The following is a 21,012-nucleotide window of genomic DNA, read 5'->3' on the forward strand; positions in this document are numbered from 1 at the left end:
GGCGGGCCCGAGGGCCCGCCTTTTACGTTTTCGGCTCGTTGGAGCTTAGAACTTCTGGTTGTACGACACGTAGAAGTAACGGTCGATGTCGAACGCCGGGTTGTACGGCGAGCTGCCGGTACCCGAGGTGGTCACCGCGTAGTAGAACGGACCCTTCTTGTTGAAGATGTTGTTCACGCCTACGGTGAACACGCCCTTCCACGGTGCGGTGTAACGGAACTGCGCATCGTTGAACGCCACCGAACCCTTCTGGCTCATGCCATAGGTGCCCCACCAGGGGTTGGTGTAGCCAGGCGAGCTGCACTCGACTTCTGTACCGGGGGTGTTGTCGTAGCAGATGTCCTTCAGGCCCGAGTAGTAACGGACCGTCCAGCTTGCGCCGAACTCGCGGTAATCCCAATCCACCTGCAGGTTCGAACGCAGACGGTACATGCCGTCTTCGCCGGACATGAAGCCAACCGGGGTCTTGGCCGTGGCGCCCGGGCCGCTGACCATCTCGTACTTGGTCAGGTAGGTGCTGTCCGAAGCGATGCGGAAGCGGCCGAACGAGGTTTCCGGCAGGCGGTAATGGATGCCGACATCGTAGCCTTCGGTCTTGAGCGTGCCGAGGTTGTACAGGCTCTCGTTCAGCTGATTGACGGTACCTACCGCCACGCCCGTGGCGGGGTTGGCGACGGTGGCGCGCTGGAAGTTACCGCAGAACGACGGATCGTTCTGGATGTAGCAGTAGTTCAGCGTGTCCTGCGCGTCGACCGCGGTGATGATGTTCTTCACGTAGACGTTGTAGTAGTCGACAGTGAAGTCCAGGCCATCAACCTGGTGCGGGCTGTAGACCAGGCCCAGGGTACGGGTGATCGACTGTTCCGGCTGCAGGTTCGGGTTGGAGCTGGAGATGAACGGCACCGGGGTCTGGCTGCCGTTGTTGTTGGTGATCGGCTTGCCGGAGGTGTTGTTCACCTGCTGGTAGCCGGTCGGCACGCCGTGGCCGATGCTGGCGCAGCGGGCTGCCACGGTGCTGCTGGTGGCGGCGGCGCCGTACACCGAGTCGCACGGGTCGAGGAAGGTCTCGAAGCTCTGCGCATCGCCTGCATACAGGTTGTCGAGCGTCGGCGCGCGGAAGCCGTGCGCGAACGTGCCGCGGACCAGCAGGTCGGCGAACGGACGGTAGCGGAAGCTGTACTTGTTGTTGGTGGTGCTGCCGAAGTTGCTGTAGTGCGAGTAACGGCTGGCGATGTTAATGCCCAGTTCCTGGGCGCCCGGCAGGTCACGCAGCAGCGGCACGTCGAGTTCGGCGTACGCTTCGTTGGTGTTGTACGCACCGCTGGTCGGCGCAGCCGCCAGGTCGGTGGTCAGGCCAGCGGCCACGTTGGCGTCGGGGTTGAAGCTGCCCTTCTCGCCGCGATGCTCCACGCCCACTGCCAGGTTCACCGTACCGGCCGGCAGATCGAACAGGCCGCCGGACACGTTGGCGGTCCAGTCGTCGGTCGTACTCTTCTGGCGGTTGGTTTCGATGTAGTTGATGTAGTTCAGCACCGACTGCGGAGTGGCGCCCGGACCAGCCAGGATGTTCCACGGCACGCAACCGGCAGCACGCGCCGTAGCGTCGGCGCAGACCAGCTGGCCATTGACCATGGTCGTCGGACCCAGCGCGTTCTGCGCATTGACCAGATTCAGGTTGCCCGAACCGATCTGGCGGATCTTGTTCTGCGAGTAGGTGTAGTTCGCGTCCCAGCTCCAGTCGTGACCGAGGAACTGGAAGTAACCTTCCGCACCAACGTCGATATGGGCGAGCTTGGAGTTGCCCCAGGTAATGCGCGGCAGCTCAACCGTACGGCGATAGAAGTTGACGTCCTGACCGGGGAATGGGTTATAGGCGTTCTGGCCACTCAGCACCACGCCGGTGCCGCCGCTGGAGAACGGATAGCCCGAGAGTTGGCTGGAGGTATCGCGCGTGCTGTAGCTGGCCATGCCGTGCAGCGTGATGTTGTCGGTCAGCTTGTAGCGATCCTGCAGGAACAGGTTCTTCAGCTTGGAACCGGCGCGGAACGTCATGTCGTTCTGCGTGTTGTACTTGTCGGCGTTGCTGGTGCCGTCGTACAGGTGATAGTTGCCCAGGTCGTTGGTGCCCGTGGAGCCGTGATTGATCACGTACTGGTTCGGCACCCACTTGCCCTTGACGTACTCACCGGCGCCGGCGGTGCCTGCAGCGCGCGGGTCGATGATGCGGCCGTAGGGCGCGGTGGCGCTCCAGCCGTCTTCCGGATGACGCGGGCCGTTGGCGTAGTCGGTTTCGCTACGCTCGCTGTTCCACATCGGGTCGGTGTTCTGGTACGACGCGCCGACGATCAGCGAGTTCTTCTCGGTGCTGTGGCCCCAGGTGAAGTCGTAGTTCGTGGTGGTGCCGTCGCCCTTGCCGTTCTGGCCGAAGTAGACGTTGGCTTCCGCGCCGTCGAACTTTTCCTTGGTGATGATGTTGACCACGCCGCCGATGGCGTCGGAGCCATAGATCGAGGAGGCGCCATCCTTGAGGATGTCAATGCGGTCGATCATCGACACCGGAATGGTCGACAGGTCGGTCAGGCCCGACAGGCTGGTGCTCCAGCGGCGGCCGTTGACCAGCACCAGGGTACGGTTGGAACCCAGGTTGCGGATGTTGACGTAGCGACCACCTACATCGGCGCCGGAGGACAGGGTGTCCTGCGGGGTGATGTCCGGAGTGCCCGCCGACGGCATGCGAGCGATGATGTCGTTGACGTTGGTCAGGCCCGTGGCCTGGATGGCGGCACGATCCATGGTGAAGATCGGCTGCGAGGTCTCAACGTCCACGCTGCGGATGCGCGAGCCAGTGACAGTGACGGTTTCGAGGCTCTTGGCCGTGCCCTGGTCAGCCTGGGCGGGTGCGGCATCCTGTGCGGCCACCGACCACGTCTGCAGCACGAGCGCTGCGGCGATGGCAGTAGCCAGCAGTGTCTTTTGCTTCATTGTTGTGGAACTCCGAACAAAAAATAGCCATCAGCCAGCGCGCTAGCGGCTGGACCTCTGGATATTGGGGAAGGCACGTCACGCCCTGGGGAGGGGCTGGCGCGCCACGGCATCGCCAGGCTTGGGGGACAGGCGACGTAATCCCGAAGTTAAAACAAAGTGACGCCAGCGTGCAACCTAGCTGTCACGCTTATCAGTTACTCATGAAACTATTTGCATGGTCTTGACTTACGAAGAGGGCGCCGAAGCGCCCTCTCGTTGTTTCACGGTACCGCGGCCGCTTGCGGGCCGGCTCCTGCGCCAATATGGCGATCCAGGAAGGCGGCCAACGCGTTGTAGAACTCCGCGGCGTTTTTCTCGCTGTAGAAGCCGTGACCTTCGCCGGGCTTGGCGATCCACTCGTAAGGCTTATGTGCGGCATCCAGGGCGGCGCGCATGGCCTTGGCCTGGGCGAACGGTGCGCGCTGGTCGTCTTCGCCGTGCACCAGCAATACCGGCACGTCGATCTTGTCGGCCAGCTTGGTGGGCGAATTGGCCGCGAGGGCGGCGTCGTCCTTGCCAATCACATTGCGCAAGTAGCTGCGACCGTATTTCTCTTCTTTGATGTCGCCCTTCTTGTACATCATCGCCAGGTCGTAGATGCCGGCGTAACCCACGGCGCACTTGAACAGGCCGGGAGCGCGAATGGTCGTCATCATGGCGGAATAGCCGCCGAAACTTGCACCGTACACACAAACCCGCTTCGGGTCGGCGTATTGCTCCTTGATGGCCCACTGCACGCCATCGATCAGGTCCTGCTGGATGGCGGTGCCCCATTGCAGGTAGCCCGCTTCTTGGAACTCGCGGCCGCGACCGGTGGAGCCTCGGTAATTCACTTGGAGAACGAGGTAGCCGCGACTGGCGAGAAACTGCGCGTCGTTGTCGAAGAACCAGTCGTCACTCACGCCATGCGGGCCGCCGTGCGGCAACAACACCATCGGAAGCATGCTCTCGCCGCGTTCGCGCGGCATCGTGAGGATGCCTTCCAGTTCGGTGCCATCGCTGGCTTTGAAGCGTATCGGGCGGCGTTCGGCCATCTTGGCCGGGTCGAGCCAGGGATATACGCTGAACAGCTTGTGCACTTTGTAGCTGTGCGTGTCGATCAGGTAGTAGCTGCCCGGGTCGCGATCGCTGGATACCTTGAACATCAAGGTGCTCCCGTCTTCGCTGAAGTCCACGAAATCCACGTACGTGCCCGGAAATTTCTGACTGATCGCCATGTGGAGCTTGGCGGTGGGCAGGGTAGGGTCCAGGTACGTGGGCTTGGGCACGCCGGTACTCGCCGTCACCGCAAACGGCTGACGCGGCGAAGGTGTCCACTGAATGTCGCCGATGCCGCCGAAATCCATCTTGGCCAGCACCTTGCGGTTGCCGCCATTTTCGTCCTGCTCCACCAGCATTGATGGCCCGTTGCCTGCGTTGTAGTACGCGTAGATGCGTTGCTTGTCCGGCGCATAGGTAATCGGCTGGAAAGTCGCGCCTATCTGCTCATGGCTCAAAAGGGCCCAGCCGTTGGCTTCGCGGTGGTACACGACATAGTTGTCCTCGTCGTTGCTACCGTAGGCGAAGTGCGCAAGGCCGTCGGCGCCGATCATGAAGTCCATGCCGGTTTCGTTGATCTGGCCGATCAGGCGCCGCGTGTTTTTCGTCGCGTCCACGTCGTATAACGAGTACTTGCCTCGACTGTCCCAGGCTTCGGCACCCATATAGAAGTGGCCGTTGGCTTGCTCCGGCAGGCCGACGACGTAGCCCCAGCCTCGGTCGGTGGCACGGGTGGCTGAGCGGGTGCCGCCACCGTCGTAGCCGAAGATATAGTCCTGATGCTTGCCGTCCAGGTCCGTGGCAAGTAGTTCGCCGTAGTAGACGGGTTTGTCGAGCGAGCCTTGCTGGCGCCCCTTGGCGACGACCAGGCGGGTCGGGCTGACCCAGGTGATGCCCATGGGCAGGTCGTACTTGGGCATGCGCAGCATGCTCACGGGCTTTTGCATGTCCGTGACCGCGTAGATCATCAGTGCATGCATGTTGCCTTCGTTGTCATCCATGCGAACGGCGACGTATTTGCCATCGGGCGACAGCTTCGGATGCGAGATAGGCGCATGCCGGGCAAAGTCTTCGGTGGGTATCAGGTCCGCCGCAAGGGTGGCGGCAGGCAGCAGCAAGCTAACGGACAGCGCAGTCCGTGCCAGTCGGTGAAGCATCGATGTTCCCCCAGAGTGCTCCGGACGCAAGCCGAACGGACCGTCCGGAGCGCGCCGGGCCGTTCCTTGTCTGAAGAGCTTGTTCACACTTTCCGGGTGGCCCGCGCCGGCCCGAAAGGTTGCGCTGGTGTGCCCGCCAGGAATCGGTGTGCGGCTCGACCTGACCGCCAGTCAGGCGCTATGCCACACGCCGCTCCACCAACACAACGCGGGCTAAGCGGAGAGCGTGAACAGGCTCCAAGGACCATTCGTCACCCCCCTCTAGGTGCCGCATGGCCGCCGATCGCGGCCCTTTCCGGGCCCCATACGGCGAGGAGAGTGTAGCGGGGGCGCCCAATCTGCTGGAAGGCGGGGAGGGGAGATCGTGCGCCGGAGCCAAGCCGGCTAAACTTGGCCTTTGCCGCTTGCCCCAAGTCACCGATGACGCAGCCCTTCACCGTCGCCTTCGATCCTGTCGCGTTCCATCTTGGGCCGCTCCAAATCCACTGGTATGGCCTGATGTACCTGGGCGGTTTTCTCGGCGCCTGGCTCCTGGCCGAATACCGCCGTCGCCGCGGACGCTTGCCGGTGTCGCATGATGCGCTGGGTGATCTCGCGTTCTACGTCATGATGGGCGTGATCGTGGGCGGACGCGTGTGGTACATGCTGTTCTACGCGGATATCCACTGGATCTGGACCGATCCGCTGGCCTTGCTGCGGGTGTGGGATGGTGGCATGAGCTTCCACGGCGGCCTGCTTGGCGTGCTCACGGCCGGTTGGTGGTGGTCGCGTCGCCACGGTATGCCTTTCTTCGATACGGTCGATTTCGTGGCGCCCCTGGTGCCGATCGGCCTTGGCCTGGGGCGCCTGGGCAACTTCATCAATGGCGAGTTGTGGGGCAAGCCCTCGGATGTGCCCTGGGCCATGATCTTTCCCAATGCGCCGGATCGCTTGCCGCGTCACCCCTCGCAGTTGTACGAGATGCTGCTGGAGGGCGTGGTGATGTTTACCGTGCTGTTCCTGGTGTCGCTCAAGCCGCGTCCCCGTTACCTGGTCTCGGGCCTGTTCGCTCTGATGTACGGCTGCTTCCGCTTTGCGGTGGAGTTCGTGCGCGTGCCTGATCCGCAGCTGGGATATCTGGCCTGGGGCTGGCTCACCATGGGGCAGATCCAGTCGCTGCCGTTGATCGTGATCGGCCTTGTGCTGCTGGTCCTGTCGCGCAAGGCGCCCACCTTGCAGCCAAAGCCCGCCGCCGCGGCGGACAAGGAGTGAGCTGATGCGTGCCTATCTGGATCTGCTGCAACACGTGCTCGACCACGGCACCGTCAAGGCCGACCGTACCGGCACGGGCACGCGCAGCGTGTTCGGCTGGCAGATGCGCTTCAACCTGGCCGACGGTTTCCCGCTGGTCACCACCAAGAAGCTGCACCTGAAATCGATCATCCATGAGCTGATCTGGTTCCTGCAGGGCGACACCAACACCGCCTACCTGAAGGAGCATGGCGTAAGCATCTGGGACGAATGGGCCGACGCCAACGGTGAGCTGGGTCCGGTGTACGGCCGACAGTGGCGTGCCTGGCCCACGGCCGATGGCGGCGTGGTGGACCAGATCCGCTGGGTGGTAGACGAGATCAAGCGCAATCCCGATTCGCGCCGCCTGGTGGTGAGTGCGTGGAATGTCGGCGAACTGCCGAAAATGGCGCTGATGCCCTGCCATGCGCTGTTTCAGTTCTACGTGGCCGACGGCAAGCTGAGCTGCCAGCTCTATCAGCGTTCGGGCGACATTTTTCTGGGCGTGCCATTCAACATCGCCAGCTATGCCTTGCTGACCCACATGGTGGCGCAGGTGTGTGGCTTGGGCGTGGGCGATTTCGTGCATACCCTGGGTGACGCACACCTGTACAGCAACCACATTGAGCAGGCGCGCTTGCAGCTCACTCGCGAGCCGCGTGCCTTGCCCAAGCTGGTGCTGAATCCGGACGTGCGGTCTATTTTCGATTTCCGCTACGAAGATATTGCGATTACCGATTACACGCCGCACCCGGCCATCAAGGCGCCGGTGGCGGTGTAACACCGGGGCCACCATGGCCCGTGGATGCGCCCTCGCATCCTGCTAAGATCGGCCGCGCGGCGCCATCGGCCGGCGACGCGAGCCGTCCCACTGTCGATGAACCAAGGATTGCCATGGCTATTTCGTTGATCGCCGCGCTGGATGAGAACTTCGCCATTGGCCGCAAGGGACAACTGCCCTGGCACCTGCCCGACGATTTGCGCTGGTTCAAGCAGCTCACCCTCGGCAAGTACGTGTTGATGGGCTACAAGACCGCCGTGGCCGTGGGCCGCGCGCTGCCGGACCGCACCAATTTGGTACTCAGTCGCAAGCATGAGGCACCGTTCCCGGGCCAGGTCACCGTGCGTTCGCTGCCCGAAGGGCTGGCCCGTGCGGGCGGCACCGGCCTGATGGTGATTGGCGGCGGCGAGATCTATGCCGAAGCCTTGCCGCAGGCCAAGCGTCTGTACCTGACCTGGGTCAACGCTGCCGTAGATGGCGCCGACACGTTTTTCCCCGGCGTGCATTTCAGTGACTGGACCGAAGTTTCCCGCGTGCATCACAAGAAAGACGCCGAGCACGCCTATGACTTCGACATGGTCGAGTACATCCGCAACGACTGAGCGGGCGGCCTCCTTGTCTTCACATCCGGCAACGGCCATGCATGTCATGGCCGGTGTCATGATCGACAGCGAGGGCCGCGTGCTTCTCGCTCAGCGCCCGCCCGGCAAGCATTTGGCTGGGATGTGGGAGTTTCCCGGCGGCAAGTTGGAGCCCGGCGAAGCGCCGCTGCCGGGCCTGGTGCGAGAACTGCGCGAAGAACTGGGCGTGGAGGCGACCGTCGCCGAGCCATTGATCCAGGTGCCCTGGCGCTATGGCGACCGCGAACTGATGCTGGATGCCTGGATGGTGCGCCAGTGGCAGGGCGAGCCAACCTCGTTGGAGGGCCAGGCATGGCAATGGCTGCCCCCCTTGCGGGTTGATTTGGAACAGCTAGCCCCGGCCGATCGACCCATTTTGCGCGCGCTGCAATTGCCATCGCGTTACCTGATGACGCCAGCCGATGTCCCACCCGAGGCGTTTAGCGTGTGGCACGCGCGCATCGAGCAAGCGCTGCTGGCGGGCGAGCGCCTCGTGTTGCTGCGCCTGCCATTGTGGTCGGTGGAGCGTGTGCGAGAGCTCGCCGCCGCTCTGCAGGGCTCGGCGAGCGAGGTTGGCGCGCAACTATTGCTCAGCGGCGACGTGGAAGGCGCGCGAGCGCTGGGCGCTTCCGTTGGTGTGCAGCTCAAGGCGGCACAACTGGCCACGGTGCTGGAGCGACCGTTGCCGCTGGCGCAATGGGTGGGCGCCAGTTGTCACCATTCCGCGGAACTGGCGTTGGCTCAGGGTGTGGCAGATTTCGCCACGCTGTCACCCGTAGCCGCCACTGCGACGCATCCGAATGCGCAGCCACTGGGCTGGTCCCAATTCCGCGCATGCGTGGCCGGCGTGGCGTTGCCGGTCTTTGCGTTGGGCGGTATGACAAGGAAAGACGTATCGACCGCTCGCGAGGCGGGCGGGCAGGGCGTGGCAGGTATTCGCGGTTTTTGGTGAACCCTTTAGCGCTTGGCTTGGGCGAGCGCGAGGTACTGGCGATGCAAGGCGGCCACCGCGTTATCCAGTTGCGTCTCCTCGCCGCTGTTCTCGATCACGTCATGGGCCAATTGCAGGCGCTGGGTGCGCGTAGCTTGGCGAGCGATCATCTGTCGTGCGAGCGATGCGTCGATGCCGTCGCGTTGTACCAGGCGTTCGAGCTGCACGGCTTCGGGCGCATCCACCACCAGAATGCGATCTACCCATGCGTAGTGGGCGATATTCTCCGCCAGCAGCGGAATGGCCAGTACGCAATAAGGGCCCTGGTCCGCGAGCGCGCGCTCACGCAACCAGGCGCGCACGCGTGGATGGGTGATAGCCTCCAGCGCTCGACGTTCGGCATCGTTACCGAACACGCGCCGGCGCATGGTTGCGCGATCGAGTGTTCCTTGCGCGTCGAGTACGTCGGCACCGAAGTGCGCCACCACGGCTTGCAAGCCTTCACTGCCGGGCGCAATGACTTCGCGTGCTGCGATGTCGGCGTCGTAGACATGAACCCCCAACGCTTCGAAGCGTCGCGACACGGCACTCTTGCCGGAGGCGATACCGCCGGTGAGGGCCACAACGAAACGAGAAGCCTGGTTGCTCATCGCAGTCCGGTGAGCTGCATGTAGTGCAGCAGCAACCAATCACCCGCCATGAACCACACCCAGCCAGCGGCGGCGATGAAGGGGCCGAACGGCATGGGCATCTCGCGCTGATGCTTGCGCAGCAGGATCAAGCCGCCACCCAGCAGCGCACCGATAAGTGAAGACAGCAGGATGATCGGTAGCAAGGCCGTGGGCCCCATCCAGGCGCCAAGCGCGGCAAGCAGCTTGAAGTCGCCATAGCCCATGCCTTCCTTGCCGGTAAGCAGCTTGAACAACCAGTACACGCTCCACAGGCTGAGGTAGCCGATCGCTGCGCCGACGATGGCCGCCGATGGCGTCACGAACATCGGTAGCAGGGCGAGCAGCAGACCTATCCAAAGCAAGGGATAGTTGAGCTGGTCTGGCAAATACTGGGTGCGAAAGTCGATGCCGGACAGTGCAACCAGCATCCAAGTGAACACGAGCCCCGCCAGCGCCGGCCACGTGGGGCCGAACTTCCACACCACGGCGGCACTGAGCAGCCCCGTCAGCAGCTCTACCAGCGGGTATTGGATGGAAATGGGTGCCTTGCAGTAGCGACAACGGCCGCCGAGCAGCAGCCAGCCGAGCACAGGAATGTTGTCGTGCGCAGCAAGTGGGTGGCGGCAATGTGGGCAGTGCGATGGTTCGCGCACGATGCCCGGCGGCATGGGCTGGTTATCTGGTTCCAGGCCCAGGGCGTCGAACGCGTCGAGTCGCCATGCGGCCTTCATCCGCTCCGGCAAACGCAGGATGACGACGTTGAGAAAACTGCCGACCAGCAGGCCAAGCACGCCGGCGGCCACAATCCAGGCCCAGTGCGGGAGTTCGAGCATGTCGGTTCCGAGACGATAAAAAAGGCCCCTCTCCCGGCGGGAGAGGGGCCCGGATGCCTGAGCTTACACTGTGCCGGCGAGCTTGAAGATGGGCAGATACAGCGACACCACCATGCCGCCCACCAGCACGCCGAGGATCACCATGATCAGCGGTTCGAGCAGGGTGGACAAGGTATCGACCTTGTTGTTCACCTCTTCCTCGTAGAACTCGGCGACCTTGAACAGCATGTGGTCGAGCGCACCCGACTCCTCGCCGATCGCGGTCATCTGCACCACCATGTTGGGGAACAGGCCGGTTTGGCGCATGGAAAGCTGCAACTGGTGGCCCACAGCCACGTCGTCACGCATCTGCCGCACCGCATCACCGTACACGATGCTGCCGGTAGCGCCGGCCACGGCGTCCATGGCTTCCACCAGCGGCACGCCGGCCTTGAAGGTGACGCCCAGCGTGCGCGCGAAGCGGGCAATGGCCGACTCGCGCAGGATGCCACCCATGACCGGCAAGCGAAGGGCCACGCGATCCAGGAAATGGGCGAACTTGGGCGAGCGCTTCTTGCCCATGACGATAGCCACGACGGAGCCAACGATGCCGCCGATCACCACCCACCAATACGACTTCATGAAGTCCGAGGCGCTGATCACGAACTGGGTGGGCGCCGGCAGCTCCGCGCCCGCGTCTTTGAAGGTTTGCGCGAACACCGGCACCACGAACAGCAGCAGAATCATGCTGACCAGAATCGCCACGCCCAACACCATGATGGGATAGAACAAGGCCTTCTTGATCTTGGCCTTGATGCCCTCCATGCGCTCCTTGTAGGTCGCCACGGTATCGAGCACCGTGTCGAGCACACCGGCCGATTCGCCGGCATGCACCAGGTTGCAGTAGAGCTCGTCGAACTGGACCGGGTACTTTGCAAGGGCCTCGTGCAGCGCCGAACCGCCTTCGATGCTTTGCTTTACATCGGTGAGCATGTTCTTGAAGCGGATGTTCTTTTGCCCGTCCGCGATGATCTCGAAGGACTGCACCATCGGCACGCCCGAGGCCATCATGGTGGCGATCTGGCGGCTGAAGACAGCCACGTCACGTGGCTTGACCGTGCTGCCGGCGGCGCCGAACAGTGGCTTGGCGCGTTCGCGCACGGTCTGGGGGTTCATGCCCTGGCGGCGAAGCTCCGCCTTGACCAGCGAGGCGTTCTTCGCCGGCATTTCGCCTTTCATGCGCTTGCCGCGCTTATCCAGCGCGACCCAGTCGTACATGGTCAGCTTACTGACCTCCGCTCGCTGGTTGGCGAGCCGGCTGGTGTTCTTGGCGGCGGTGGCCGTGGCCATGGCGATTCCCCCTGCTGGTCCGGTCAGGCCGCCTCGGATGGGCGACCGTCCTTATAATTTCGCAGCTTAAGCGATTTCAGACTGACAATTCGTGTCACCCGGCGCAAGTTGGGTGTGATGAACTGCCCCCTCACGGCAACAACCCGTCCGGGTCGGCGCCGGTCAGTCCTTGGTAACGCGGTCGATCTCGGCCAGGCTGGTGACGCCTTTCTTGACCTTGAGCAGTGCCGAAGCGCGCAGATCGTTGATGCCAGCCTTACGGGCTACTTCGGCGATCTGCAGTGCGTTGCCGCCCTGCAGCACGATCTTCTGGATGTCCTCCAGCATGGGCATGACCTGATAGATGCCCACGCGACCCTTGTAGCCTTCGTTGCAGTTGTCGCAACCCACGGCCTCGTAGAGCGTCAGCCCGGCGTCGATGTCCGCCTGGGTAAACCCGGCGGCCAGCAACGTCTGGGGCGGCAGCTCCATTGGGCGCTTGCAGTCGTGCAGGCGGCGAGCCAGGCGCTGGGCGATGACCAGGGTGACCGACGAGGTGATGTTGTAGGGCGCAATGCCCATGTTCATTAGGCGCGAGATGGTCTGCGGCGCGTCGTTGGTATGCAGGGTGGAGAGCACCATGTGACCGGTTTGCGCGGCCTTGATGGCGATCTCGGCGGTTTCCAGGTCGCGGATTTCGCCGACCATGATCACGTCCGGGTCCTGGCGCAGGAACGAGCGCAGGGCGGCAGCGAACGTCATACCGCGCTTGGTGTTCTGCTGAACCTGGTTGATGCCCTCGACGCGGATTTCCACCGGGTCTTCGACCGTGGAAATGTTGCGTTCGGCGGTATTGAGGATATTGAGCGCCGTGTACAACGACACCGTTTTACCCGAGCCCGTGGGGCCGGTGACCAGCACCATGCCATACGGCTTGTGGATGGCTTCCAGGTAGAGCTTCTTTTGCTCGTCCTCGTAGCCCAGTGCGTCGATGCCCAGCTTGGCGGCCGAGCCATCGAGGATACGCAGCACGATCTTTTCGCCGAACAGTGTCGGCAGGGTGCTCACGCGAAAGTCGACCGCGCGGCTCTTGGACAGGTTGAGCTTGATGCGGCCGTCCTGCGGCACGCGACGCTCGGCGATGTCCAGGCCGGACATAACCTTCAGGCGCGAGGAGATGCGCGCGGCCAGCTTCATGGGCGGACTGGCTACGGCACGCAGCATGCCGTCCATGCGCAGGCGCACCCGGTATTGGGTCTCGAATGGCTCAAAATGGATATCCGAGGCGCCACGTTTGATGGCGTCCACCAGGATCTTGTTGACGAACTTCACCACCGGCGCGTCGTCATTGGCGTTGGCGTCGATGCCGGTGCTTTCGGCTTCCTCGTCGCCGCTTTCCAGCGCCAGTTCGTCCAGGTCGCCGCCACCCAGGTCCGGCACGGTGTTGCTCAGGGCGTTGAGCGTTGTCTCGATGATGCGCAGCAATTGGCTGCGCTCCACCAGGATCGGCTCCACCATGCAGTTGGAGTGGAACTTGATCTCGTCCAGGGCATGCGACTGCATGGGGTCGTAGATACCCACGAACAGGCGCTTGCCACGCTTGAACAGCGGCAGGGCATGATGCTTGTTGATCAGCGCCTCGCTGATCAGGTTGGTGGGCATCATCGCCGGGAGCAAGGCGCTGATGTCCATCATGGGCATGCCGAACTCGTCCGAGGCGATGCGGGTGAGGCGGGCACTGTCGACCAGGTTGTGGTCCAGCAGCCAGGCAGCAAGTGTGGCCTTGTGTTGCAGCGAATCGGCCACGGCCTTACGCACGTCGGCCTCGGGCAGAACATCTTCCGATACCAACCTGCGTGCCATGCCTGACAGGCCGGCCAGCGAGGGTTGCATTAGCGTTGACATAGCGATACTGGCTCAGCCCCCTGATGGGATGGAATTTACTCCAGATGGACAGGTAGGTCACCCGCCGCAGGCGGCGGATGGCCGCCGGGGTGACGCGATCCACAGATCGGCGCCATCCTGGCGCAGAAAGCCATGCAACAGGCATGCCTTGGATCGTGGACGGCACCGACGGGGTAGGGTAGAAATACGCCTTTCGTCCAGAAGCAGCCGTCGTGTCGCAGCCTGAATTGCCTCCCTTCCTGGTTTTCGGTGCACCCCGTATCGAGGAGCCCGAGATCGCTGAAGTCGAGGCCTGCCTGCGTTCCGGCTGGTTAGGCACCGGGCCGCGGGTAGCCCAGTTCGAGCAGGATTTTGCGGCTTGGCGGGGCGTGCAGCCTTCCCAGGTTGCCGCCGTGAACTCCTGCACCGCGGCCCTGCACGTCAGCATGGTGGCGGCCGGTTTGGAGCCAGGCAGCGAGGTCATCACCACGCCGCTGACGTTTTGCGCCACCGTGAACGCCATTTTGCACGCGGGCCTGACCCCGGTGCTGGCCGATGTGGACCCCGACACCCAGAATATCGACCCCTCGGCCATCGAAGCGGCCATTACGCCCCGGACCCGAGCCATCTTGCCGGTCCACTTCGCCGGTCGCCCGTGCGCCATGGACCGCATCATGGCCATGGCCGAGCGGCACGGCCTGGTGGTGATCGAGGACTGCGCCCACGCGATCGAAACGGAGTATCGCGGGCGACCGGCAGGCACTTTTGGTGACTTTGGGTGCTTCAGCTTCTACGTCACCAAGAACGTGGTGACGGGTGAGGGCGGCATGATCCTGGGGCGAGACGAGGAGCACATCGCGCGGGCGCGCATCCTTGCCCTGCACGGCATGAGCAAGGATGCCTGGCATCGCTTCGGCGACAAGGGCTACCGCCACTACCAAGTGGTGGAATGCGGCTTCAAATACAACATGATGGATGTTCAGGCGGCTATCGGCATCCATCAGTTGGCGCGTGTGGAGCAAAACTGGCAGCGCCGCCGGCAACTTTGGCAGCGCTACGACGAGGGGTTGGCGGGTCTGCCGATCACCTTGCCAGCCCCGCCGGAAGCCAATACCCGCCATGGCTATCACCTCTACACCATCATGGTGGATGAGGCCCGTTGCGGCCTGAGTCGCGATGATTTTCTAGAGGCCATGAACGCCGCGCGCATCGGTACCGGCGTCCACTACCTGTCTGTACCTGAGCACCCGTACTACCAGCAGCGCTTTGGCTGGCGACCGGAACAATGGCCGCACGCCATGCGACTGGGGCGCCAGACGGTGAGCCTGCCGCTATCACCAGCCATGTCCGACACGGATGTGACGCGCGTAATCGACGCCGTTCGTGGCTTGCTTGGTGCGTGACCCAGCAGTGTTGCCGGGTAAACGCCTAGTCCGCCACAGCCAGCTCTTCGCCCGCACGGTATGATGCCCCCTCACCATCGGGGGAGCGCTCTTGAATCGCCTTAGCATCGTCCTGCCAGCCAAGAACGAAGGGCCGGCCCTCAAGAACTTGTTGCCGCGCCTGAAGGCGGCCCAGCCCGATGCCGAGATCATCGTGGTGGACGACGGCTCCACGGACGACACGCCGGCCATTTGCGCGCAGAGCGGCGTGCAATGCCTTTCCTCGCCTTACTCGATGGGTAATGGCGCGGCCATCAAGCGCGGTGCGCGCGCTGCCGAGGGCGACATCCTGGTGTTCATGGACGGCGACGGCCAGCACGATCCGGCGGATATCGCCCGTCTGCTCGACAAGCTCGCCGAAGGCTACGACATGGTGGTGGGCGCCCGCGATTGGGGCAGTCAGGCCGGTGTCGGCCGCGGCGTCGCCAACACTATCTACAACTGGCTGGCCACGCGCATGACGGGCCATGTGGTGGCCGACCTCACGTCAGGCTTCCGGGCTGTGCGTGCGAACAAATTCCGCGAGTTCCTGCATCTTCTGCCGAACGGCTTTTCCTATCCCACCACCAGCACCATGGCGTTCTTCCGTAGCGCATACCCGGTGGCATACCTGCCCATCAAGGCCGCGCAACGTGTGGGCAAGAGCCACATCAAGCCGCTCAAGGATGGCATCCGCTTTTTGCTGATTATCTTCAAGATCGCCACGTTGTATTCGCCGTTGAAGTTGTTCGTGCCGGCGAGCGTGCTGTTCTTCCTGCTGGGGTGCGTCAATTACGCCATGACGTTTCTACACGACGGCCGACTCACCAACATGAGCACGCTGCTATGGAGTGCCTCGGTGATCGTGTTCCTGATCGGTCTGGTGTCCGAGCAGATCACGGCGTTGACGTATCGCCGCAATGAGTGATGCCTTGAGCCGACTTCCGCATGCAGCGCTGGATCTGGAAGGCCGCATGCCAAAGGCAGAGAAGATTCGTCAACTGCTAGCGTTGTCTGCGGATCGGCCGGTGAAGTTGCTGGAGATTGGAACGGGTTCCGGAGCGATCGCTTATTACTTTTCGCGGAAATCAGGGCTGTCTTGCGACGCTCATGCCGTGGATGTGCTCGATCAACGCCAGGTCAAGGAGGGCTATGCGTTTCGCTTGGTAGATGGCGTGCAATTACCCTACGCAGACGAGACGTTCGATGCGGTCATCAGTAACCATGTCGTCGAGCATGTCGGTGCCAAAGATGCTCAGCGCATGCATATTGAAGAGATCGCGCGGGTACTTCGGCCCGGCGGGCGGGCATATCTCGCGACGCCAAGTCGCTGGCAACTGGTGGAGCCGCATTACCACCTCGCATTCCTCAGTTGGTTGCCGCGCAGCTGGCGTACCCCCTATCTAAAGTGGCGGGGAAAGGGTGACGCTTACGATTGCGACCCGCTGGAGATGACGGAAGTCGAGGATCTGTTACGGCGGGGGCGGCTTGAATTTCGCAATGCGTTCGTTGCCGCTATACATTTGATGATTAGCACGGAAGCGAAACCCTCACGGGTACTTCGTGGCGTGAGTGCTTTGCCCGAGGGCGTTCTTGAGCTCCTGAGGCATTGGAGTCCCACGCACGTATATTTGCTCGAGAAACCTGTCCAAAAGCCATGAGTTGCTCATCGATCGGCAGGCAGACGGTGCTTGTGCTCGCTTCCACGTATCCCCGCTGGAGCGGCGATCCCGAGCCGGGATTCGTGCATGAGCTATGCCGCCGTCTATCTTCAAGGTTTGACGTCATTGCCGTGGTGCCCGATGCGCCGGGGGCGGACCCGAGTGGCGTGATGGACGGGGTGAGCGTGGTTCGCTATCGCTATGCGCCGCGCGCCTTGCAAACACTTGTCAACAATGGCGGTATTGCTGCGAATCTCAAACGATATCCGTGGAAGTGGCTACTTGTACCGACATTTATTGTCGGACAGTGGCTGGCGACTAGACGCGTCATGCGTGGGCGTAGCGTTAGTGTCATTCACGCACACTGGCTTATCCCTCAGGGGGTGATTGCTCGTCTTATTGCCAGTTGGAGCGGAGTCCCTTATGTGATTACGTCCCATGGCGGAGACTTATTTGGCTTTCGTGGTCGTGCACTCACGGCGGTTAAGCGTTGGGTGGCGCAAAGAGCAAGCCAGATGACGGTCGTAAGTTCCGCCATGGCCGTGGAAGCCGCGCGGCTAGGGCTGGCTGGCACTCCGCCGAAGGTCGTGCCTATGGGGGTGGATCTCCAGCAGCGATTCAGGCCCGATATGAACGTTAAGCGCGAGCAGGATCGGCTGCTTTTCGTCGGCAGGCTAGTTGCCAAGAAGGGGCTGACCTACTTGCTTGACGCCATGCCTACGATAGTTTCCACGCGCCCAACGGTTGTGCTGGACATCGCCGGCTTTGGCCCAGAGCTTCACCTGCTGCAAGAGAAGGCGCGTGCGCTGGGTTTGCAAGATCACGTGAATTTTCTTGGCGCTATGCCGCAGGGTGCACTGCCTGATCTTTATCGCAAGGCGACCCTTTTCGTGGCACCTTTTGTGCGAGACACCTCTGGTGATCAGGAAGGGTTGCCAGTGGTCCTCATGGAGGCCATTGGTTGCGGATGTCCCATTGTGGTGGGGCGCGTAGCGGGCATTGACGATTTGCTTGGAGAAGCCCTGGTGGATGTTGCAGTGGATGCCGAGCAGGTCAGGCAACTTGCGAGCCGCGTTATCGAGGCGCTAGAAAACCCTGAGCGAGAACGGCAAATCGCCGAACGGCTAAGGAGTGTTGCTGCTGAGGTCATCGATTGGCAAGGGGTGGCGAGCCGTTATGGCGATCTGCTTGAACAGGTGGCAGGCGAGTCTTCGGTTTAGCGCATCAGGCCCTTTGCGCCAACTCTTGGAGCCGGGACTCGAGCGATGACATCAAACCGCGCCAATCAACAACCGGAATGTCCACATGCCGTTGGTGTTTGAGTTGGCGTGAAACACATTGGGCGAGGTCTGCCGAGTTGCCGCTCTTGAAAAGGCACTCCGGATTCTCGGCGAACAGCTCCTCCATGGCGCCAACATTCGCAGCAACCACGGCGAGCTGGCACGAGAGCATTTCATACGCTTTTTGAGGGAAGCAGTAACGCCCGAAAGGCGTGTCGAGAATGCTTATGACGCCCACATCCAGTGCACAGAATAGCTCCGCCACTTTCTCATGGGGGAGTTGGCCCAGGTAGTGGACGCGCTCCCCTGTGGGGATGGGAGTGGATGCTTCAATGGGGCCAGCGAGGACCAAATGGGCATCCGGGTGCTGATCACGCAGCACCGGCCACGCTTCATAAAGGGCGGTAATGCCCTTTTCGCGATAAAGCCCTCCGGCTGTCCCAATCAGTTGGGCATCCAGTGGGAGCCCCAGTCGCTGACGGCATTGTGCTCGATCCCGCGGGTGGAACACGGTCTTATCAACGGAACTGGGCATTGCAATCACCTCGCCGCTTGGAGCGTAGGTGCTGCGAACCAGCTTCCGAAGTGGCTCGCTCGTCGTAACTACCAAGTCAGCCTTGCTAGTCGAGTGGCGCAGCAGCGAGACCATTCCGGGGAACTTAGCTTGACCAAAGCCTTCGAAATTGTCGTAGAGATCCGCTACCCATGGCTTTTTCAGACGCTGCGCTAGCCAGGCGCCGAGAGCGATGTGTGGAATGTCGGAGGCCGCAATAATCACGTCTGGATTGAACGCACGCAGCGCCCGAAGCACGCTCCAGGGATAAGAGAGTAGTGAAGGCAGTATCGCCCGTCCCAGCGAGCGGGATGTCCAGCTCAATCTCCCAGGGGCGGCATCATGTTCCCATTCACCCTCTCCCTGTCTTTGATAGGCCAGGCAATAGGCCTCAACGGTATGCCCAAGGAGCGCAAGCTGATAGGGGATTTCGTAGAGCCTGGCGTAACGATCAAGGATCACATCCTTGCTCATGTACTGCCTTTTACACAGGAATGCGATGCGCATCGTTCAACCAATCAGATTCTTGGCAGCCGCTAGAGCGGCCCCAACGACTTGGTCCATGTTGTAGTAGCGGTACTGCGCAAGACGGCCCACGAAGGTTACATTTGGCTCGCTCTTGGCCAATTCCTCATACCGCTTGAAAAGCGCCTCGTTCTCCGCGCGCGGAATGGGGTAGTACGGATCACCCTCGGCCTGCGGATACTCGCGCACGATGGACGTGCCGGTATGAACCTGGCCCGTGAGATATTTGAACTCCGTAATGCGTGTGTACGCGTGGTCGTTGGGGTAGTTCACCGTGCCAGTGGATTGGTAATGCTCGACGTTCGGCAGGTGCTCATGCTCAAAGCGCAGAGAGCGATAGGGCAGTGCACCAAAGCAGTAGTTGAAATAAGCGTCGATGGGGCCGGTAAAGACGATATGGTCAGAGTTAATCGATGAACGCAGCTCAGCAAAATCGGCACTGAGCTCCACAGAAATGTTCGGATGATCGAGCATGTTCTCAAAGAGCTTGGTATAGCCATGCTTTGGCATGGCCTGGAACGTGTCCGTGAAATAGCGATCATCGCTATTGGTTCGCACGGGGATACGCGCCGCCACACCGGCCTTTAGCTCAGACGGGTCGAGTCCCCATTGCTTGCGGGTGTAGTTGAGGAAGAACTTCTCATACAAGTCCCGGCCCACGCTGTTGAGCACTACGTCTTCGCTCGTGGCGACCAAATTGCGGGGCTCCCTCACTCGTTCAAAGTACTCCGCAGCACCGGCTTCATCCAGCGACAGTCCGTATAGTGCGTTGAGTGTGTCGCGATTTATGGGGAATGGGTATTCCTTGCCGCTCACTACGCCGCGAACGCGGTGTTCGTAGGAATGCCATTCGGTGAAGCGAGAAAGATACTGGAAAATGCGCTCGCCATTCGTATGGAAAATGTGCGGGCCATAGCGATGAATGAGAATCCCGTGCTCGTCATACTCGTCATAAGCGTTACCAGCGATGTGTGGCCGTTTGTCAATCACCTTGACTTGGTGGTTGGCGTCGGCGAGTTCGCGTGCTACGACGCTGCCGGCGAAACCGGCACCCACAACGAGGAAGTGTTTCTTGCGATCCATGATCTTTGCGCGTCAAAGTAGAGTTACGGATGAATGCCCCACCAGGTGTGCCGCTTACCCTTGATACCAAGCAGGCCATCAATCATGCCGGCACAAAAGGCCCTCAGCTGCGCCCATCTCCTCGGTTCGCGCAGGAGTGCAGCAAACAGACGGGCAAAGGAACCGGGTATTGTTTGAGTAAGCAGCTGGAAACCGTAATACTTTCGAGCGATAAGTAGGCGGTTTCTTGTGTCGTAGTATCGCTTCCATGGCGGAAGGGTGAGACAGGTGATCGAGCGCCAGGGAAGTTTTACCGTATAGCGGATGGACATAGGGTGCTCGATCCGGCTGCTTCCGCAGATATATATTTCCGCGCCGTGGCGTTCCGCTCTCATGCAATACTCAATGTCATCTGCGGCTATGAAGTACCCACCTTCCGGCAACCCCATCGTCTCGACGAGCTGGCGATGGATAAAGAATCCAAGGAAGGGAACTGTTTGAACGCGAGCCAGCTCTGGGATGGCATCGCAATCGTCCACGACCCGAGATTCCGTTCCATCCAGTAACGTGGTGAGCCATGACGTGGTTTTGCCTTTGACGGCAAGGGATGCGTACACGTCATTTGGGCTCTTCGCTACGAGGACAAGCTCTTCGAGCGCGTTCTGGTGAGGGGCGGCATCATCGTCCATTAACCAGAACCAATGACTCCCCATGGTCATGGCAAGCTCAAGCCCCTTTGCGAAGCCTCCCGCTCCTCCTAAATTCTCACTGAGCCGATGGTAGACAATGTTGCTCGCGGAATGGTTTGGGAGCGATTTAAGCATGCCAGGCGTGTCATCGGTGGATGCGTTATCGATGATCAAAATAGTGCCGGGTGGTTGGCTCTGCTTCTGGAGCGATTCAATGCATTCGCGCAGCAGATGCTTGCGATTGTAGGTCACCACGATCGCGGCAATGTCTTTGGTATTAATCATGGTAGGAGCGCGGTCGCAGC

Annotated in this window: 17 protein-coding genes; 8 read left to right on the plus strand and 9 right to left on the minus strand. The window is 61.7% G+C overall.

The window, feature by feature from the left end; translation table 11 throughout:
* Window positions 1-45 precede the first annotated feature (45 nt).
* On the minus strand, window positions 46-2,982 hold the full coding sequence (locus AC3G2C_RS08640) for a TonB-dependent receptor plug domain-containing protein (protein ID WP_488384215.1): 2,937 nt from the start codon (window positions 2,980-2,982) through the stop codon (window positions 46-48).
* Between the two features lie 263 nt (window positions 2,983-3,245).
* Window positions 3,246-5,219 carry an alpha/beta hydrolase family protein gene (locus AC3G2C_RS08645; RefSeq protein WP_488384216.1) on the minus strand — a complete coding sequence of 658 codons (1,974 nt, stop codon included), beginning with the start codon at window positions 5,217-5,219 and terminating at the stop codon, window positions 3,246-3,248.
* 420 nt (window positions 5,220-5,639) lie between these two features.
* On the opposite strand from AC3G2C_RS08645, the gene lgt reads away from it, so the two are divergent.
* The 4 genes from lgt to AC3G2C_RS08665 all read left to right on the plus strand — a co-directional run bounded on the left by lgt (window position 5,640) and on the right by AC3G2C_RS08665 (window position 8,841).
* Window positions 5,640-6,470: a prolipoprotein diacylglyceryl transferase gene (gene lgt, locus AC3G2C_RS08650; RefSeq protein ID WP_488384217.1), complete on the plus strand. Its 831-nt coding sequence runs from the start codon at window positions 5,640-5,642 to the stop codon at window positions 6,468-6,470.
* Window positions 6,471-6,474: 4 nt separating this feature from the next.
* The gene (locus AC3G2C_RS08655) at window positions 6,475-7,269 is read left to right on the plus strand and encodes a thymidylate synthase (RefSeq protein WP_488384218.1); all 795 of its coding nucleotides are present in this window, start codon (window positions 6,475-6,477) and stop codon (window positions 7,267-7,269) included.
* Window positions 7,270-7,382: 113 nt separating this feature from the next.
* Window positions 7,383-7,871 (plus strand): dihydrofolate reductase, encoded by a 489-nt coding sequence (locus AC3G2C_RS08660; RefSeq protein WP_488384219.1) that lies wholly within the window; start codon window positions 7,383-7,385, stop codon window positions 7,869-7,871.
* A gap of 37 nt (window positions 7,872-7,908) precedes the next feature.
* Window positions 7,909-8,841, plus strand: a complete 933-nt coding sequence (locus AC3G2C_RS08665) for a Nudix family hydrolase (protein WP_488384220.1) — start codon at window positions 7,909-7,911, stop codon at window positions 8,839-8,841.
* A gap of 5 nt (window positions 8,842-8,846) precedes the next feature.
* Here AC3G2C_RS08665 and coaE read toward each other — a convergent pair whose 3' ends face one another.
* From coaE to pilB, 4 genes are all read right to left on the minus strand, one after another.
* Window positions 8,847-9,470 (minus strand): dephospho-CoA kinase, encoded by a 624-nt coding sequence (coaE, locus tag AC3G2C_RS08670; RefSeq protein WP_488384221.1) that lies wholly within the window; start codon window positions 9,468-9,470, stop codon window positions 8,847-8,849.
* Window positions 9,467-10,324, minus strand: coding sequence for a prepilin peptidase (locus tag AC3G2C_RS08675; protein ID WP_488384222.1), 858 nt, complete (start codon window positions 10,322-10,324; stop codon window positions 9,467-9,469). Before AC3G2C_RS08675 ends, coaE begins: the two co-directional genes overlap by 4 nt.
* A 63-nt stretch (window positions 10,325-10,387) precedes the next feature.
* Entirely contained in the window at window positions 10,388-11,653 is a 1,266-nt protein-coding gene (locus AC3G2C_RS08680) for a type II secretion system F family protein (protein WP_488384223.1), read from the minus strand.
* A gap of 162 nt (window positions 11,654-11,815) precedes the next feature.
* Window positions 11,816-13,537 (minus strand): type IV-A pilus assembly ATPase PilB, encoded by a 1,722-nt coding sequence (gene pilB / locus AC3G2C_RS08685; protein ID WP_488384224.1) that lies wholly within the window; start codon window positions 13,535-13,537, stop codon window positions 11,816-11,818.
* A gap of 212 nt (window positions 13,538-13,749) precedes the next feature.
* Here pilB and AC3G2C_RS08690 point away from each other — a divergent pair, with 212 nt between their 5' ends.
* The 4 genes from AC3G2C_RS08690 (at window position 13,750) to AC3G2C_RS08705 (ending at window position 17,818) form a co-directional block, all read left to right on the plus strand.
* Window positions 13,750-14,919 (plus strand): DegT/DnrJ/EryC1/StrS family aminotransferase, encoded by a 1,170-nt coding sequence (locus AC3G2C_RS08690; protein WP_488384225.1) that lies wholly within the window; start codon window positions 13,750-13,752, stop codon window positions 14,917-14,919.
* Window positions 14,920-15,010: 91 nt separating this feature from the next.
* Window positions 15,011-15,865 carry a glycosyltransferase family 2 protein gene (locus tag AC3G2C_RS08695; protein WP_488384226.1) on the plus strand — a complete coding sequence of 285 codons (855 nt, stop codon included), beginning with the start codon at window positions 15,011-15,013 and terminating at the stop codon, window positions 15,863-15,865.
* Window positions 15,858-16,598, plus strand: a complete 741-nt coding sequence (locus AC3G2C_RS08700) for a class I SAM-dependent methyltransferase (protein WP_488384227.1) — start codon at window positions 15,858-15,860, stop codon at window positions 16,596-16,598. Before AC3G2C_RS08695 ends, AC3G2C_RS08700 begins: the two co-directional genes overlap by 8 nt.
* Window positions 16,595-17,818: a glycosyltransferase gene (locus AC3G2C_RS08705; RefSeq protein ID WP_488384228.1), complete on the plus strand. Its 1,224-nt coding sequence runs from the start codon at window positions 16,595-16,597 to the stop codon at window positions 17,816-17,818. The genes AC3G2C_RS08700 and AC3G2C_RS08705 overlap by 4 nt, the downstream gene beginning before the upstream one ends.
* A gap of 4 nt (window positions 17,819-17,822) precedes the next feature.
* On the opposite strand, the gene AC3G2C_RS08710 is transcribed toward AC3G2C_RS08705, so the two are convergent.
* From AC3G2C_RS08710 to AC3G2C_RS08720, 3 genes are read right to left on the minus strand one after another with little or no spacing between them, the layout of a single operon-like run.
* Window positions 17,823-18,905: a glycosyltransferase family 4 protein gene (locus tag AC3G2C_RS08710; protein WP_488384229.1), complete on the minus strand. Its 1,083-nt coding sequence runs from the start codon at window positions 18,903-18,905 to the stop codon at window positions 17,823-17,825.
* A 36-nt stretch (window positions 18,906-18,941) separates the two neighbouring features.
* Window positions 18,942-20,039 (minus strand): UDP-galactopyranose mutase, encoded by a 1,098-nt coding sequence (glf, locus tag AC3G2C_RS08715; RefSeq protein ID WP_488384230.1) that lies wholly within the window; start codon window positions 20,037-20,039, stop codon window positions 18,942-18,944.
* A gap of 23 nt (window positions 20,040-20,062) precedes the next feature.
* Complete coding sequence (locus AC3G2C_RS08720; protein ID WP_488384231.1) at window positions 20,063-20,992, minus strand: glycosyltransferase family 2 protein; 930 nt, start codon at window positions 20,990-20,992, stop codon at window positions 20,063-20,065.
* Between the last annotated feature and the right edge of the window lie 20 nt (window positions 20,993-21,012).

The sequence above is a fragment of the Frateuria sp. sgz306004 genome (genome assembly GCF_057750885.1).

Coding starts and splice junctions, on each gene's coding strand:
- AC3G2C_RS08675 (WP_488384222.1), bottom strand. CDS start 10,324: ATGCTCGAACTCCCGCACTGGGCCTGGATTGTGGCCGCCGGCGTGCTT.
- AC3G2C_RS08655 (WP_488384218.1), top strand. CDS start 6,475: ATGCGTGCCTATCTGGATCTGCTGCAACACGTGCTCGACCACGGCACC.
- AC3G2C_RS08720 (WP_488384231.1), bottom strand. CDS start 20,992: ATGATTAATACCAAAGACATTGCCGCGATCGTGGTGACCTACAATCGC.
- AC3G2C_RS08645 (WP_488384216.1), bottom strand. CDS start 5,219: ATGCTTCACCGACTGGCACGGACTGCGCTGTCCGTTAGCTTGCTGCTG.
- AC3G2C_RS08640 (WP_488384215.1), bottom strand. CDS start 2,982: ATGAAGCAAAAGACACTGCTGGCTACTGCCATCGCCGCAGCGCTCGTG.
- AC3G2C_RS08665 (WP_488384220.1), top strand. CDS start 7,909: ATGCATGTCATGGCCGGTGTCATGATCGACAGCGAGGGCCGCGTGCTT.
- AC3G2C_RS08700 (WP_488384227.1), top strand. CDS start 15,858: ATGAGTGATGCCTTGAGCCGACTTCCGCATGCAGCGCTGGATCTGGAA.
- pilB (WP_488384224.1), bottom strand. CDS start 13,537: ATGTCAACGCTAATGCAACCCTCGCTGGCCGGCCTGTCAGGCATGGCA.
- AC3G2C_RS08710 (WP_488384229.1), bottom strand. CDS start 18,905: ATGAGCAAGGATGTGATCCTTGATCGTTACGCCAGGCTCTACGAAATC.
- lgt (WP_488384217.1), top strand. CDS start 5,640: ATGACGCAGCCCTTCACCGTCGCCTTCGATCCTGTCGCGTTCCATCTT.
- glf (WP_488384230.1), bottom strand. CDS start 20,039: ATGGATCGCAAGAAACACTTCCTCGTTGTGGGTGCCGGTTTCGCCGGC.
- coaE (WP_488384221.1), bottom strand. CDS start 9,470: ATGAGCAACCAGGCTTCTCGTTTCGTTGTGGCCCTCACCGGCGGTATC.
- AC3G2C_RS08705 (WP_488384228.1), top strand. CDS start 16,595: ATGAGTTGCTCATCGATCGGCAGGCAGACGGTGCTTGTGCTCGCTTCC.
- AC3G2C_RS08680 (WP_488384223.1), bottom strand. CDS start 11,653: ATGGCCACGGCCACCGCCGCCAAGAACACCAGCCGGCTCGCCAACCAG.
- AC3G2C_RS08660 (WP_488384219.1), top strand. CDS start 7,383: ATGGCTATTTCGTTGATCGCCGCGCTGGATGAGAACTTCGCCATTGGC.